This window comes from Streptomyces sp. S3(2020), from assembly GCF_013044505.1.
Taxonomy (GTDB): domain Bacteria; phylum Actinomycetota; class Actinomycetes; order Streptomycetales; family Streptomycetaceae; genus Streptomyces.
This window is the reverse complement of sequence record NZ_JABERD010000009.1, coordinates 56,083-71,535: the sequence shown is the minus strand read 5'-3', so window position 1 is coordinate 71,535 and position 15,453 is coordinate 56,083. Positions and strand designations below refer to the sequence as shown.

General features: G+C 71.0%; 12 protein-coding genes and 1 pseudogene. 11 read left to right on the top strand and 2 right to left on the bottom strand.

What is annotated here, in order from left to right; genetic code table 11:
- From crcB (HLK59_RS05240) to HLK59_RS05190, 11 genes are all read left to right on the top strand, one after another.
- A complete protein-coding gene (gene crcB, locus HLK59_RS05240; RefSeq protein WP_171140033.1) occupies positions 1–450 on the top strand; it encodes a fluoride efflux transporter CrcB in 450 nt (149 codons plus the stop codon).
- Positions 447–827, top strand: coding sequence for a DUF190 domain-containing protein (locus HLK59_RS05235; RefSeq protein ID WP_171140032.1), 381 nt, complete (start codon positions 447–449; stop codon positions 825–827). The genes crcB (HLK59_RS05240) and HLK59_RS05235 overlap by 4 nt, the downstream gene beginning before the upstream one ends.
- Positions 824–1,186 carry a fluoride efflux transporter CrcB gene (gene crcB / locus HLK59_RS05230; protein ID WP_171140031.1) on the top strand — a complete coding sequence of 121 codons (363 nt, stop codon included), beginning with the start codon at positions 824–826 and terminating at the stop codon, positions 1,184–1,186. Before HLK59_RS05235 ends, crcB (HLK59_RS05230) begins: the two co-directional genes overlap by 4 nt.
- A gap of 73 nt (positions 1,187–1,259) precedes the next feature.
- Positions 1,260–2,096 carry an undecaprenyl-diphosphate phosphatase gene (locus HLK59_RS05225; RefSeq protein WP_171140030.1) on the top strand — a complete coding sequence of 279 codons (837 nt, stop codon included), beginning with the start codon at positions 1,260–1,262 and terminating at the stop codon, positions 2,094–2,096.
- 159 nt (positions 2,097–2,255) lie between these two features.
- On the top strand, positions 2,256–2,957 hold the full coding sequence (locus HLK59_RS05220) for a FadR/GntR family transcriptional regulator (RefSeq protein ID WP_171140063.1): 702 nt from the start codon (positions 2,256–2,258) through the stop codon (positions 2,955–2,957).
- A complete protein-coding gene (locus HLK59_RS05215; protein WP_171140029.1) occupies positions 2,954–4,408 on the top strand; it encodes an amino acid permease in 1,455 nt (484 codons plus the stop codon). The genes HLK59_RS05220 and HLK59_RS05215 overlap by 4 nt, the downstream gene beginning before the upstream one ends.
- 32 nt (positions 4,409–4,440) lie before the next feature.
- Entirely contained in the window at positions 4,441–5,457 is a 1,017-nt protein-coding gene (locus tag HLK59_RS05210; protein WP_171140062.1) for an asparaginase, read from the top strand.
- 117 nt (positions 5,458–5,574) lie between these two features.
- Entirely contained in the window at positions 5,575–6,987 is a 1,413-nt protein-coding gene (gene aspA, locus HLK59_RS05205; RefSeq protein ID WP_171140028.1) for an aspartate ammonia-lyase, read from the top strand.
- Between the two features lie 44 nt (positions 6,988–7,031).
- Positions 7,032–7,964, top strand: a complete 933-nt coding sequence (locus HLK59_RS05200; RefSeq protein WP_171140027.1) for a glutaminase — start codon at positions 7,032–7,034, stop codon at positions 7,962–7,964.
- Positions 7,965–8,045: 81 nt separating this feature from the next.
- Positions 8,046–9,449: a polyprenol phosphomannose-dependent alpha 1,6 mannosyltransferase MptB gene (gene mptB / locus HLK59_RS05195; protein ID WP_171140026.1), complete on the top strand. Its 1,404-nt coding sequence runs from the start codon at positions 8,046–8,048 to the stop codon at positions 9,447–9,449.
- On the top strand, positions 9,446–10,822 hold the full coding sequence (locus tag HLK59_RS05190; protein ID WP_171140025.1) for a glycosyltransferase 87 family protein: 1,377 nt from the start codon (positions 9,446–9,448) through the stop codon (positions 10,820–10,822). Before mptB ends, HLK59_RS05190 begins: the two co-directional genes overlap by 4 nt.
- Before the next feature lie 11 nt (positions 10,823–10,833).
- Here the strand turns inward: HLK59_RS05190 and HLK59_RS50800 are convergent.
- Positions 10,834–11,718 (bottom strand): annotated as a pseudogene (locus tag HLK59_RS50800) (serine hydrolase); the annotation flags it as partial.
- A 94-nt stretch (positions 11,719–11,812) separates the two neighbouring features.
- Positions 11,813–15,424 carry a HEAT repeat domain-containing protein gene (locus HLK59_RS05185; protein ID WP_171140024.1) on the bottom strand — a complete coding sequence of 1,204 codons (3,612 nt, stop codon included), beginning with the start codon at positions 15,422–15,424 and terminating at the stop codon, positions 11,813–11,815.
- Positions 15,425–15,453 lie beyond the last annotated feature (29 nt).

The window sequence follows — 15,453 nt, the reverse complement described above, 5'->3', positions numbered from 1 at the left end:
ATGAAAGCCCCGGAGGCCGAACGGCTCCGCACCCCCAGGGAGCCCCTCGCGCGCGGGCAGGCCCCCGTCGTCGCCGTGGTCGCGCTCGGCGGTGCCCTCGGGGCGACGGCCCGTTACGCGCTCTCCCTGTGGTGGCCCCTCCACCCCGGCGGATTCCCCTGGGCGACCTTCTGGACCAACGTCGTCGGCTGCGCCGTGATCGGTGTGTTCATGGTGCTCGTCACCGAGGTGCGGGCCGCGCACCGCCTGGTCCGCCCCTTCTTCGGCACCGGGGTCCTCGGCGGCTTCACCACCTTCTCCACATACGCAGTCGACGTGCAGAAACTCGTCGACTCAGGCCATCCCGGCACCGGCCTGGCCTACCTCGCCGCGACCCTGTTCGCGGCCCTCACGGCGGTGTGGCTCGCCGCGACGGCGACCCGCCGCGTCCTGAAGCGGAGGCAGCCATGACGAGGCTGACCGGCAACGCCCTGCGGGTGACCGTGTTCATCGGCGAGCACGACACCTGGCACCACAAGCCCCTCTACAGCGAGATCGTGCACCGCGCCCACCGGGCCGGTCTCGCGGGGGCCAGCGTCTTCCGCGGCATCGAGGGCTTCGGCGCCTCCTCCCGGATCCACACCTCACGGCTGCTGTCCCTGAGCGAGGACCTGCCGGTCGCGATCGTCATCGTCGACACCGAGGAACGCGTCCGCGCCTTCCTGCCGCAACTCGACGAACTCGTCACCGAAGGCCTGGTCATCCTCGACGACTGCGAGGTCATCAGGTACGTCGGACGGGGCGAGGAATCCGGCGAATCGGACACGCACGGTAAGAGGTCGTTGTGAACTGGCTGCTGGTCGTCGCGGGCGCCGTGGTCGGTGCACCGCTCCGCTATCTCACCGACCGCGCGATCCAGTCCCGCCACGACTCGGTCTTCCCGTGGGGCACCTTCGTCGTCAACGTCACGGGCTGCCTCGTCCTCGGTCTGCTGACCGGCGCCGCCGGGTCCCACCACCTCCAGCTCCTGCTGGGGACCGGCCTGTGCGGCGCCCTGACGACGTACTCGACCTTCTCCTACGAGACCCTGCGGCTGACCGAGACGGGCGCGGGGCTGTACGCGCTCGCCAACGTCGGCGGGAGCCTGGTCGCCGGTCTGGGGGCCGCGTTCGCGGGTGTGGAACTGGCCCGCGCCGTCTGGGCGTAGGGATTCGGGACACGTCCGCGTGTAGTAAGACTGTCCCCGCCGATCCCCCTCCCCGCCGGAAGAACTGGAATCCATGAGCGCCATCAGCGTCGGTCAGGCCGTCGTCCTCGGAGCCGTCGAGGGGGTGACCGAGTTCCTGCCCGTCTCCTCCACCGGCCATCTGAAGATCGCCGAGGGGCTCATGAACATCCCCGTCGACGACGACGCCGTGGTCGGGTTCTCGGCCGTCATCCAGGTCGGCGCGATCGCGGCCGTGCTCGTGTACTTCTTCAAGGACATCGTGCGGATCGTCTCCGCGTGGGGCCGCGGGCTGCGGAACAAGGAGGAGCGCTACCACCACGACTACAAGTTCGCCTGGTGGGTCATCTACGCCACCATCCCGATCGTCGTCGTGGGCCTGGCCGCCAAGCCGCTCATCCAGGGCCCGCTGGCCTCCCTGTGGGTGGTCGCGGGCTCCCTGATCGTCGGCAGCGGTGTGATGTGGGCGGCGGACCAGATGGGCCGGCACAAGCGGGGGGAGGACGACACCTCGTTCAAGGACGCGATGCTCGTCGGCAGCTCCCAGATCCTCGCCCTGCTCTTCCCCGGCTTCTCCCGCTCCGGCGCCACCATGTCCACCGCGCTGATCCTCGACCTCGACCGCCTCGCCGCCACCCGGCTGTCGTTCTTCCTGGGCATCCCCGCCCTGACCGGCGCCGGCCTCTACGAGCTCAAGGACGCGCTCGGCACCGGCGCGGGGGCGGCCCCGCTGGCCGTCGGCACGGCCGTCTCCTTCGTCGTCGCCTACGCCTCCATCGCCTGGCTGCTGAAGTTCGTGGCCAAGCACTCCTTCAACGCCTTCGTCGTCTACCGGATCGTCGTGGGCACGCTGCTGTTCGGCCTGCTGGCGACGGGTGTGCTGAGCGGCTGACCGACACCCCCGGGGGTGTGGGACGGCTTTCATGTCCCACACCCCATGAAATTCTTCTTTCACCCGCCTTGACAGCACCCTCCTGCCGCCCGGAGTATCACTCCCGTGAACCTGTCAGACAGCCGGACAGCCGGACAGCCCCCGCGGCGCATCAGTGCCATGGAGGCGGTCCTGGCGCATCTGCGTGGCGCCATCGAGCGCGGGGAGTACGCCATCGGCGACAAGCTCCCCTCCGAGGCCGAGCTCTGCCGCACCCTGGAGGTCAGCCGGCCCGTCCTGCGAGAAGCCCTCAGGGCCCTGCAGACCATGGGCCTGACCGTCTCCAAGACCGGCAAGGGCACCTTCGTCGTCGCCGACGCGGTGGAGGACCCCACCTTCGGCGACTACGCGGCCAGCGACCTGCTGGAAGTGCGCCGCCACGTCGAGATCCCCGTCGCCGGGTACGCGGCCGTGCGCCGCACCCCGGAGAACCTCGACCACCTGGCCCATCTCCTGGACCGTATGGAGCGGGAGACGGACACCACCGCGTGGGTCGCGATGGACACCCTCTTCCATCTCGCCGTGGCCGAGGCCGCCCAGAACCCGGTCTTCCGCCGGGTCATCGAGGAGATCCGCGACGCACTGGCGCGTCAGTCGGCCTTCCTCACCGAGCTGGGCGGCCGCCGCGAGCAGTCCAACCGGGAACACCGGGCGATCGTCGAGGCGCTGATCGACGGTTCCGAGCTCGACGCGGTGGAGGCCATGTCCCACCACCTCGACCGCGTCGAGACCACCCTCACCGACATCGTGCGTTCCCCGGCCCATGGCAAGGACTCCGGCCCGGGCACGGACACCCCCACGGAAGGCAACCCCCAGGCGTGAGCGAGCAGAGCCTGCACGACGACGTGCAGAAACGTTCCGGCCATGTCGACGCCGGAGACGAGGGCTACAGCAAGTCGCTGAAGTCCCGGCACGTCAACATGATCGCCATCGGCGGCGCCATCGGCACCGGCCTCTTCCTCGGTGCCGGCGGCCGCCTCGCCGACGCCGGCCCCTCGTTGTTCATCGCCTACGCGGTCTGCGGACTCTTCGCCTTCCTCGTGGTCCGCGCCCTCGGCGAACTCGTCCTGTACCGCCCGTCCTCCGGCGCCTTCGTGTCCTACGCCCGGGAGTTCCTGGGCGAGAAGGGCGCGTACATAGCGGGCTGGATGTACTTCCTGAACTGGGCCACCACCGGCATCGCCGACATCACCGCCGTGGCCGTCTACACCCATTACTGGGGCATGTTCTCCGACATCCCGCAGTGGGTGATCGCGCTCATCGCGCTCGCCGTCGTCCTCACCGTGAACCTCATCTCGGTGAAGATGTTCGGGGAGCTGGAGTTCTGGTTCGCCATCATCAAGGTGAGCGCGCTCGTGGCGTTCATGCTGATCGGCATCTTCCTGCTGGCCACCCAGCACGAGGTCGGCGACACCACCCCGGGACCGGCCCTGATCACCGACAACGGCGGCGTCTTCCCCAACGGCCTGCTGCCCATGCTGCTGATCCTCCAGGGCGTCGTCTTCGCCTACGCCTCCGTCGAACTGGTCGGCGTCGCGGCCGGAGAGACCGAGAACCCCGAGAAGATCATGCCGAAGGCGATCAACTCGATCATGTGGCGCGTCGGCCTCTTCTACGTCGGCTCGGTCGTCCTGCTCTCGATGCTGCTGCCGTGGAACAAGTACACCGGCGGCCAGAGCCCCTTCGTCACCGTCCTGTCCAACATCGGCATCCCGGCGGCCGGCGGCGTCATGAACCTCGTCGTCCTCACCGCGGCCATGTCCTCGCTCAACTCCGGCCTCTACTCCACCGGCCGCATCCTCCGCTCCATGGCGATGTCCGGCTCCGCGCCCAGGTTCACCGGCGTCATGAGCCGCAGCCAGGTCCCCTACGGCGGGATCCTGCTCACCAGCGGCATCTGCGTCCTCGGCGTCGGCCTCAACTTCGTGGTCCCCGCCGACGCGTTCGAGATCGTGCTCAACTTCGCCGCGATCGGGATCCTGTCCACCTGGGGCATGATCATGATCTGTCACCTGCTCTTCTGGCAGAAGACGGAGAAGGGCGAACTGACCCGCCCCGGCTACCGACTGCCGGGATCCCCCTGGACCGAACTCGTGACGCTGGCGTTCCTCGCCTCCGTCCTGGTCCTCATGTACGCCGACGGCGGCGTCGGACGCACCACCGTGCTGTGCCTGCCGCTGATCGCCGGGGCGCTGGTCGCCGGGTGGTACGCCATCCGCGGCCGGGTCGCCCGCACCTCCACCGAGACCCAGTCCACAGCCGCCGACGCGTGACCCGCACGGCGCACCTCCAGAAGCAGGAAGTGATGTACAGCAGTTCCGTCGCGGCCCCACCCCTGATCCGCGAGCCCCTCCACGCCCCCGTCGCCCACCTCGTACGCGGCGGGGTCGTGGAGGGCATCCACTACGGTTCCGTCGTCGTCCTCGGCGCGGACGGGCAGGTCCGGTTCCAGCTCGGCGACATCGAGGCGGCGTTCTACCCGCGCTCGGCGCTGAAGCCGGTGCAGGCCGTCGCCATGGTCCGGGCCGGGCTCCCGCTCGACGGCGAGCTGCTGTCGCTGGCCGCGTCCAGCCACTCCGGCGAGGAACGCCATCTGGCCGGTGCCCGGCGGATTCTGGAGCTCGCGGGGGTGGGCGAGGACGCGCTGCGGAACGTGCCGGACATGCCGTTCGACCCGGCCGTACGGGACGAGTGGGTCCGGGAGGGCCGGGGGCCGTCCCGGCTCGCGCAGAACTGTTCCGGGAAGCACGCGGCGATGCTGTACACGTGCGTGCTCAACGACTGGCCTCTTGAGGGGTATCTCGACCCCGCGCACCCCCTTCAGCAGGCGATCGCGGAGATCGTCGAGGACCTCACCGGGCAGCGGATCGCCCAGGTGACGGTCGACGGGTGCGGGGCGCCTTTGTTCTCCGTGTCGCTGCACGGGCTTGCCCGGGCCGGTGCGCGGATCACTTCCGCGGCGCCGGGCACGCCCGAGGCGCGGGTCGCCGACGCGATGCGGTCGCACGCGGAGATGGCGTCCGGGGCGGGGCGGGACGTGGCCGCGTTGATGGCCGCGGTGCCCGGGCTGCTGGCCAAGGACGGGTTCGAGGGTGTGCAGGTCGCCGCGCTGCCGGACGGTCGTTCTGTGGCCGTGAAGATCGCCGACGGGGCGAATCGGGCGCGGGTGCCGGTCGCCGCGGCGGCGTTGGCGTGGGCCGGGGTCGATCCTTCCCTGCTGGCCGAGTTCGAGGGCGAAGCGCTTCTCGGGGGTGGCCTTGAGGTCGGGCGTGTGCGGGCGGTTCGGTCGCTGGAGCCGGTTGTTGTCCCGGCCTGCGCCTAAGGATTTGCCCGATTTCTTGATTGGCGACTGACGGCTGTGTGTGGCTGGTCGCGCAGTTCCCCGCGCCCCTGAAGGGGCGCCCCTGCTCACCCATCTCAGAAGAGGACCCGAACTCTCATGACCGTCGTCGTCAGCCGTCGCGAGCACGATCTGCTCGGTGACCGTGATGTTCCCGCCGATGCCTACTGGGGTGTGCACACCCTCCGGGCCACCGAGAACTTCCCCATCACCGGGACTCCCATCTCCGCCTACCCTCACCTCATCGACGCCCTCGCCGCCGTCAAGGAGGCCGCCGCGCTCGCCAATGAGGAGCTGGGGCTGCTGGAGCCGCGCAAGGCCGCCGCGATCGTCGAGGCCTGTCGGGAGATCCGGGACGGCAAGCTGCACGACCAGTTCGTCGTGGACGTGATCCAGGGCGGCGCCGGCACCTCGACCAACATGAACGCCAACGAGGTCGTCGCCAACCGGGCGTTGGAGCTGCTGGGGCACGCGAAGGGGGAATACCAGTACCTGCACCCCAACGAGGACGTCAACCTCGGTCAGTCCACCAATGACGTCTACCCGACCGCCGTCAAGGTGGCGACGGTCTTCGCGGTGCGTGGACTGCTCAAGGCGATGGCCGTACTCCAGGACTCGTTCGCCCGTAAGGCGGTCGAGTTCCGTGATGTGCTCAAGATGGGCCGTACACAGTTGCAGGACGCGGTGCCGATGACGCTCGGTCAGGAGTTCTCCGCGTTCGCCGTCATGATCGACGAGGACCGCCATCGTCTTGACGAGGCCGTGCAGTTGATCCATGAGATCAACCTCGGCGCCACGGCCATCGGTACGGGACTCAACGCTCCCGCCGGGTACGCCGAGTCGGCCCGCCGCCACCTGGCCGAGATCACCGGGCTGCCGCTGGTCACCGCCGTCAACCTGGTCGAGGCGACCCAGGACTGCGGGGCGTTCGTCCAGATGTCCGGCGTGCTCAAGCGGGTCGCGGTCAAGCTGTCCAAGAGCTGCAACGATCTGCGGCTGCTGTCGTCCGGTCCGCGTGCGGGGCTCGGTGAGATCAACCTGCCGCCGGTACAGGCCGGTTCGTCGATCATGCCGGGCAAGGTGAACCCTGTGATCCCCGAGGTGGTCAACCAGGTCGCCTTCGAGGTGATCGGCAACGACGTCACGATCACGATGGCCGCGGAGGCCGGGCAGCTCCAGCTCAACGCGTTCGAGCCGGTCATCCTGCACTCCCTGTCGGAGTCCGTCACCCACCTGCGCGCCGCCTGCCTCACGCTCGCCGAGCGCTGCGTGGACGGCATCACCGCCAACACCGAGGTGCTGCGCGCGACCGTCGAGAACTCCATCGGCCTGGTGACCGCCCTCAACCCGCACATCGGGTACACGGCCGCCACCGACATCGCCAAGGAGGCCCTCGCCACCGGCCGCGGGGTCGCCGAACTCGTCCTGGAGAAGGGGCTGCTGCCCGCCGAGACCCTCGCCGACCTGCTGCGGCCCGAGGTCGTCGCGGGCACGGGCAGGGCCCTGGCCTGACGCCCCGACCCGCTGATGCGCGCCCGGACCGGCCCGGAGGCACAATGGTGATCATGACTTCGTCCATGACCTTCGCGCCGGTCCTGGCACGTATCGCCGAGGAGATCGAACGCACCCCGGGACGCGGGCGGCCCGCCGACTACATCCCGGCGCTCGCCGCCTGCGACCCGCGCCGCTTCGGCATGGCCGTCGCGGAGCTGGACGGCACGGTGTACGGCGTGGGGGACTGGCGGCAGCCGTTCTCCACCCAGTCCATCACCAAGGTCTTCACCCTCGCCCTCGACCTGGCCCGCGAGGGCGACGCGCTCTGGGAGCACGTGGGCCGCGAACCCTCCGGCAACCCCTTCAACTCCCTGGTGCAGCTGGAGTACGAGAGCGGCATCCCGCGCAACCCGTTCATCAACGCGGGCGCGCTCGTCGTCACCGACCGCCTCCAGACCCGTACCGCGGACGCCGCCGGAGAGCTCCTGTCCTTCCTGCGCGCCGAGAGCGGCAACCCGGGCCTGGCCTTCGACGAGGAGGTCGCCGCCTCCGAGGCCGCCCACGGCGACCGCAACGCCGCCCTCGCCCACTTCATGGCCGCGTACGGCAACATCGACAACCCCGTCCCGGTCCTGCTCGACCAGTACTTCCGCCAGTGCTCCCTCCTGGCGTCCTGCGCCGACCTCGCCCTCGCCACCTCCTTCCTGGCCCGCCACGGCATCCGCGCCGACGGCACCCGCCTGCTCACCCGCAGCCAGGCCAAGCAGGTCAACGCCGTGATGCTGACCTGCGGCACGTACGACGCGGCCGGGGAGTTCGCCTACCGGGTCGGTCTGCCGGGCAAGAGCGGTGTCGGCGGCGGCATCATCGCGGTGGTGCCGGGCCGCTGCACCCTGTGCGTGTGGAGCCCGGGGCTGGACGAGCGGGGCAACTCCGTGGCGGGCGTGGCGGCGCTGGACAGGTTCACGACGCTGACGGGGCTGTCGGTGTTCTGAACACACGTCGGTCACACGGCGGCCGCCGCGTCGAGAGCGCCCCGTCAATTTCCGGCCACCCGGCGTTGACACGCTTTCCGAGTGTTGGCCAAGGCTTTCCCCGTCGATCTTCGCCGCTGTCAGGTCCTGGGCCTGGCCGGAACCGCGTTCCTCGCCCTGGGCGGTGACACGGCCGGCGCCCTGCCCGTACGGGAGCTCCTGGCCCCCGCCAACGTGCGGGTCGCCCTCGGTCTGATCGGCGTCTACTTCGGCGTCGTCCTCCTGATAGCCGCCTGGCTGCTGCTGGGACGGCTCGTCCGCGGCGCCGGACCGCCCACCCCGCGCGCCCTGCTGCTCGTCCTCGCGACCTGGGCGGCCCCGCTGCTGCTGGCCCCGCCGTTGTTCAGCCGGGACGTCTACAGCTACCTCGCCCAGGGCGCCATGGTCGACGCCCACATGGACGTGTACACCCAGGGCCCCGCCGTGCTCGGCGGCCCGCTCGCCGACGAGGTCGCCCCGGTCTGGCAGCACACCGCGGCACCGTACGGCCCGGTGTTCCTCGCCCTCGCCTCCGCGCTGGCCGGACTGACCCGGGGAGAACTCCCCGCCGGCCTGTTCGGGATGCGTCTCGTGGCGCTGTGCGGGGTGGCCCTGATGGCGGCCGCGCTGCCCCGCCTGGCCCGGCACAGCGGCGCCGACCCGGCCGCCGCGCTCTGGCTCGGCGCCCTCAACCCGCTCGTGCTGCTGCACCTGGTGGCGGGCGCCCACAACGACGCCGTCATGCTGGGTCTGCTCGGCGCCGGTCTGGTCGCGGCGCTCGGCCGGTGGCCGGTCCTCGGCGCCGTCCTCGTCACCCTCGCCGCCCTGGTCAAGGCGCCCGCCGCGCTCGGCCTCGCCGCGGTCGTCGTCCTCCAGGTCCGCGCGGGCCGCGGCCCCCTGCCGGCGGTCGCGACGACAACGGCCGCCGCCACCGCCACGACCGTCGCGGCGACCGCCGTGGCAGGCACCGGATACGGCTGGATCGGCGCCCTGAACACCCCCGTGTCCCCGCAGAACTGGGCCCTCACCAGCCTCCTCGGCCGTGCCACCCGGGCCCTCCTGGAACACCTCGGCAGCGATCTCGCGCCCCTGGCGATACCCGCCTGGCACGCCCTCGGTGTCGCGGCCGCGGGGCTGACCATCCTGGTCATATGGCTGCGGCTGCGCCCCCGCCCCGTGTACGCGCTCGGTCTGAGCCTGGTCGCGGTCGCCGCGCTCGGCCCGGCGATCCGCCCCTGGTACGCGCTGTGGGGACTCTTCCTCATCGCCGCGGCGGCCCCCAGCACCTCGGTACGGCACCGTACGGCCGCCGTGACCGGTGTGCTCGCGCTGGCCACCCTGCCCAGCGGCGGTCCGGCGGACACCGGGCAGCTGGTCCTGGCCGTGTGCGGCGGCGCACTCGCCGTGGTCGTCCTGTGGCAGGCCCACCAGACGGCCCAGGCACCGGCGTCGGGCCGCACCGCGTGAACCCGCCCGGCACCGACCGCGGCCGACTCCTGCTGGTCCTCGCCCTCGCCGCCGCGGTCACCGCCTTCACGGCGACCGTGCCGCTGCTGCGCGACTGGTTCGACCTGCGCGTCTACTACGGCACCGTCGACAGCTGGGTCCACCACGGCGGACGGATCTACGACTACCGCGTGCCCGGCACGACGTACGGCTTCACCTACCCGCCCTTCGCGGCCGTCGGCATGCTGCCGATGGCCCTGTTCCCCCTGCACGTCGTGATCGTCGCCGCGCTGCTGCTCAACCTGGCGGCCCTCGCGGTGATCGTGCGGATCCTGGCCGGACGGTCCTGGCGACGCCACGGCTGGTTCGGCTGCGCCCTGGGGGCCTGTCTGCTCGCCCTGTTCGAGCCACTGCGGGACACGTTCAGCTTCGGCCAGGTCAACCTCCTGCTGATGGCACTGGTGCTGACGGACGGTTGGCTGCTCGCCACGGGCCGGGGGCGCCGGGCGGGTGTGGGAATCGGTCTGGCGGCGGCGGTCAAACTCACGCCCGCGCTCTTCATCGCGCTGCTCCTGCTCGCCGGGCGGCGGCGGGCCGCGGCCGTGGCGACGTCGGTGGCCGTGGGCGTGACCGCGCTGGCCGCCCTGGTGGCCCCCGACGCCTCGCGCTTCTACTGGACGGAGGCGATGTGGGACACGACGAGGGTGGGACGCCTGGACTACGTCTCGAACCAGTCGCTGCAAGGGATCCTGGCCCGGCTGGGCGAACCGGACCGCTCGTGGTGGGCGGTCGCGGTACTGCTGGTGCTGGCCGTCTGGGCCGTGCGGGCCCGCCGGGCGGCGGCCGTGGGGGACTGGCCGGCCGCGCTCGCCCTCACCGGGCTCACCGCCTGTCTCGTCAGCCCGATCACCTGGGTGCACCACCTGGTGTGGCTGCTGCCGGCGTTCGCCGTACTGGTGCGCGCGGGGCACCCGCGCGTGGCGGGTGCCCTGTACGCGGTGCTGTGCACCAGCGTGGTGTGGCTGTGGTTCGACGACGCGTCCGGCGTCGACGGGTTCCTCGGCGGCAACACGTACACCTGGATCACTCTCGGGCTGCTGCTGTGGCTGCCGGCCGGTCAACTCCGGGACAGCCGCCCGGCCCTGGCCCGCAGCACGAAGGCGACAGCACCCGCACCGAGCCCGGCCGCGCCCGCGATCGCCCATGCCGCCGGCCAGCCGGAACTGCCCTCCGGGGCGGGCGGGGCGGCGGCGGGCGTCGGTTCGGGCCCCGGCCGCGGCCCGGCCCGCAGCGCGTCCAGCGAACCCACCGGATCCACCCGCCCCGCCGCGTCGAACCCCCAGTCGAGCAGCTCACGCGCCTCCTCGTACACGGCGAAACCACCGCCCGCCTGAGGGTTCATCACAGTGACGACAAGCCGGCGGCCACCCCGCTCCGCGGCGGCGACGAGCGTGTTGCCCGCGTTGCTGGTGTAGCCGTTCTTGACCCCGATCAGCCCGTCGTAGGGCGCCACCCCGTCGGCCCCGGTCAGCAGCCGGTTGGTGTTCTGGATGACGTACGACCATCCGCCGCCACCGGGGAACCTCGCCTCGACCGTGCCGCAGTACCGGGCGAAGTCCGGGTTGCGCAGGCCCGCCCGGCCGAAGACGGCGAGATCGTACGCGGACGAGACCTGGCCCGGTGTGTCGTAGCCGTCCGGTGAGCGGACGTGGGTGTCGAGGGCGCCGAGCGAACGGGCCTTGTCCTGCATCCGCGTGGCCGTGAAGCGCCAGCCGCCGCTGAGCCGGGCCAGTACGTGGACGGCGTCGTTCCCGGAGTTGAGGAACACCCCGCGCCACAGATCGGCGACCCGGTACGTCTCCCCTTCCCGCACCCCGACAAGGCTGCTGCCCGCCCCGACGTCCGCCAGCTCCTCGTCCCCGACCCGGTGCCGGAGGCCACCGGGCAGAGCGGGCAGCACGGCCAGCGCGAACAGCGTCTTCAGCGTGCTGGCGGGCGGCAGCCTGCGATGCGCGTCATGCGCCGCGAGCACCTCCCCGCTCTCCGCGTCGGCCACCACCCACGACAGCGCGGACACATCCGGCACCCGGGGCGCGCCCCGGTGCGGGCGTACCTGAGTGCCGGAGCGGTACAGCAGAGCGGGCCGCACAGCCGCGGCCCGCGGGCCGCCGGGCACATCGGGGTCGGAGCCCGTGTGAGCGACCGCCGAGACGGGGGCGAACGCCAGCAGGCCCACCGTGCACAGCGCACAGGTCGACACGGCAATCCGAGAGGTAAATCCGATCGTCATACCGCAAACCTAGGAATGGACCCGCCCTGTACCCCGCTGCCCGGGCCGTGCGGGGCGCCCGAGCACCCGGATGCCGCATGAAGGGCATGGGTCGTCAGTCGGTCAGTTGGTCGAGGAGATAGTCGGCGGCCTCGCGGGTCTCCTGGTGTGTGTCGTGCCGGGCGCACTCCTGTAGGGCCGCGGTGGTCTCCGGGGAGGTCGGCCATGCCAGGGCGAGAAGGTGGAGGAGTCGGTGGCGGACCCGGCTGTCGGGGTCGGCCGTTGCGCGGGTGGCGGCGACCTTGCGTGCGTCCTCGTCGTCGGCAGTGAGTGCCCAGCGGCGCAGGGCGGCGAATCTGACGCCGGCGGCCGGGTCGTCCGTGGCCAGCTGGAGGAAGAGGGCCTGGACGTCCGGGTGGTGGGGCTGCTGAAGACCGAGGGTTCGCACGGCGTCGAGGCGCGCGTCATCGTCGCCATGATGCCGCGCGACATGGATGAGGAGATCACGCATGTCACCGTGCTGCGCCCAGCGTGTGCGAAGGGCCGCGAGCGCTGGTCCGGCACCGGTCGACTCCGCCGCGGTACGCCAGAGGGCGTCTCGAGGATCCGTACGGCGAATGGATTGCCTGCCCAGTGTTCTGAGCGCGTACAGGCGCGTGTCGTAGCCGTCCAAGGGCCCGGTCGCCAGGCGGATGAGAGCTGCCCAGGCGCGATCCTGGTCGGGTCGGTCGTCCTCGGGCAGGTGCGGGACGAAGCCCCGCTCGGTCCGGAGCGGCAGGTCGACCGCGTTCAGGACCAAGGTCTGTACGTCCGCGCGGTCCGGACAGTGCCGTATCAGTTCCTCGAGCACCGAGGACCGGGCGGCCGGCGACAGGCTGTCGGGGGTGGAGACCGCCTCGATGACCAGTTCCCGGAGCTCGGAGTCGTCCAGCCACTGATGAGCCAGTCGGAGGTGCGCCAAGTCCCGGACGAGACCGTCGACGTCGGCCACCGCGGCTGTCAGCACACCGCGTGCGGCATCGTGGCCGAACCGGTCGCGGTCGAGCAACTCGACCGCGATGTAGCGGACACCGGGGTCAGGGTCGGTGGCGGCAAGACGCAGCACGAGTTCCTGAAGGTCGTCCCGGTCGATCGGGCTGTCCCGGAGCGCGTGGAGGGCGGCCCTGCGGACCCCCGGATCGGGATCCGTCGCGGCCTGGACGACCACCCGTCCCACGTCCGCGTCGTTCGGGCTCCAGTTCCTCAGCGAGCTCAGAACTGCCGCAAGGGGCTCCGTCGTCTGCCGCAGAAGCAGCGCACGCGCACGACTGTCGGCGGACCAATGGTCTCCGAGCAACCACATCGCATGCTCGCGTTCTTCCGCGCACTCCGATTCGGTCATGAGACGGCGGACCAGATCGAAGACCTCCTCATGTCGAGCGCAGTGACGCCCCAGGGCCTCCAAGGCACGCAGTCGGACATCGAGGTCCGGGTCGGCCACGGCACGCTCCATCAGGAAGCGGCGGATGCCGGGGTCAGCGGCCGCCGAACTGCCCAGAGCACGTATCACGTACTTCCGGGACCAGCTGCTCGGATCCTCGACCACGGTCCGCTTGAGCAGGCCGAGCGAGGCGGGGTCGTGGGAATAGACCCGCGCCAGGATCGCCAGAGCGGTGTGGCGGCTGCGCTCGTCCGGATCCTCCTGTGCCCGGACCGTCGTCAAGGCATGGACATCCTCGCGCTCGGACCACACCTCGGCCATCACTTCCAGGGCCATGGAGCGCAGACGGCCATCGTCGTCGTGCTCCGCCGAGTGCCGCAGCGCGTCATACACCACGGCGTCCTCCGGGTGCTGTCGAGCCCAGACATGAAGGAAGCGCAGCCGCTCGCCACCGAAGTAGCTGAGGCGGGCCAGGCGGGAGAGCTCATCGACGCCGAGACGGAGCGCGCAGACGACGGAGACAGGTTCGCGGCTCTGCGAGAACTGTCCGCTGATCCGGAACCAACGCAGGAAGCTCCGCTGCCCGGCCCAGTGCGCGCTGAAGGTGGACAGCGCCGGCATCGCCTCGTCCAGTAGCCAGGGGCCCTTCCCGCCCCGCGTGTCCAGCGCCCGCGTCGCTGCGTCGACCACCGCCACACTGTGTGCCGACAGATCGCCCAGCTTGTTCGTCTCGGCCAACATCCGCAGAGCAAGGACGACATGGGACGCGTCGGCGTCCGGTGTTCCGGCGTGCAGCTCCAGCAACCGGTCCACGACCGTGCCCGTCGCAGCCGTCCCGATCTGGCCGACGAGCAGCAGGAGCACCTCGTGCCATGCCGGATCATCGGCCCGTCGGACGAGCACCTGCTCGACCAGGTCCTCGGGTGTCGACCATTCACGGTCGTTGTAACGCTGGGCGATGTCGGAGGCCGCCAGATACTCCAGGAACGCCCGGTGCACGAACCCGTACACCTCGCCGCCGTAGCGGGACAGGATGAAGTTCCGTTGGTGCAGCTGCGCGACCATCGCTCGGGCCGCCGCCGTGGCGTGTACCGGCGGCAGCTCGTACTTCTGGAGGTAGTCCCGGAAGACCCGTTCGAGGTCGGAGGCATGGATGTGGTTGCCGGCGATGCCGCTGTGGCCCTCCTGCATGGTGCGGGCGAGCAGACGCAGCAGTTCCAGGCGTTCGTCGGGACCGAGCACGTCGAGGGCCTCGGCGACCGGCGGGGAGAGCGGGGCCTTGAGGAGCTTGGCGGCCTGGTCCCAGTGGGAGACGAGGACGGTGACGGCGTGCTCGAACACACTGCGTCTGTTGTGCGGGAGGGTCTGGCGGCGGCCGATGATCGCGAGGACGGTCAGCAGCAGCGGATTGCCCGCCATCTCCTGCAGTGGGCGAGAACCCGTGACCGCCGATGTCAGCCGCTCGGCCAATTGGCCTGCCTGCACCGGGGAGTTCGGGCAGGCGACGGCGTACCAGCTGCGGATGAACGCGCGGATCCGGTCGTCGTCCAGGTCCTGGAGCATGAAGTGGGCGAAGCCCGCCCCCTCCAGGACGGCACGCTGGTACCCGATGACCCGGGAGGTGACCACGATCCGCGCGGACGGATAGCGGGCGGCGAAGGCCGCGATGCGCTGGGCGGCCCGGGTGCGCACCGTGGGGTCGAAGAGCTCGTCGAGTCCGTCGAAGACGACCAGCGCCCGGCCGTTCGCGAGTAGTTCCGCCAGGACCGGCCGCGGCACGGACAGGGCGAAGTCCTCGTACAGATGGTCGAGGAAGACCTCGAAGCTGCTGTGCCGCCACCGCTCCTCGGCGTACTGGCGCAGTTCGACCACGAGCGGCACACGGTCCGACAGCGTGGCGAGCGCCTCGTCTGCCTGGCCGAGGGCCAGCGTCATGCCGACGTAGCGGACCAGGGTGGACTTGCCGGCCCCCGGATCTCCGAGGAGTACGAGAAGACGGCTGGCCGGTGCAGCCAGTACGTCCAGCACTCCCTGGGCGGGACGCCGTAGGTAGGACTCGCGCAGCGAGATGAAAGAGGTGCTGTCCACGCCGGGCGGCACGGCGTCCTGCTCCGGTAGTTCCCCGGACTCCACGAGACGTTTGAACAGTTCCCGCGGGAGTTCGACGGGAGGGAGGTCCGCTCGCACCGTCGGTGCGACGAACACCTCGCGCAGTTCCACCGTCGGGTGTTCCTCCGACAGCGGAGTGAGGACCTCCAGGTCGAGGCGCCCGTAGACCTGCGCGATCCGTCCTGCGTACTGGGCCACGGCGACGTCGATCTCCTGTGGCGAAGGGG

Excerpts from the sequence above, each read along its gene's own strand:
- crcB (WP_171140033.1), top strand. The coding sequence starts at position 1 with ATGAAAGCCCCGGAGGCCGAACGGCTCCGCACCCCCAGGGAGCCCCTC.
- HLK59_RS05235 (WP_171140032.1), top strand. The coding sequence starts at position 447 with ATGACGAGGCTGACCGGCAACGCCCTGCGGGTGACCGTGTTCATCGGC.
- HLK59_RS05225 (WP_171140030.1), top strand. The coding sequence starts at position 1,260 with ATGAGCGCCATCAGCGTCGGTCAGGCCGTCGTCCTCGGAGCCGTCGAG.
- HLK59_RS05220 (WP_171140063.1), top strand. The coding sequence starts at position 2,256 with ATGGAGGCGGTCCTGGCGCATCTGCGTGGCGCCATCGAGCGCGGGGAG.
- HLK59_RS05210 (WP_171140062.1), top strand. The coding sequence starts at position 4,441 with ATGTACAGCAGTTCCGTCGCGGCCCCACCCCTGATCCGCGAGCCCCTC.
- aspA (WP_171140028.1), top strand. The coding sequence starts at position 5,575 with ATGACCGTCGTCGTCAGCCGTCGCGAGCACGATCTGCTCGGTGACCGT.
- HLK59_RS05200 (WP_171140027.1), top strand. The coding sequence starts at position 7,032 with ATGGTGATCATGACTTCGTCCATGACCTTCGCGCCGGTCCTGGCACGT.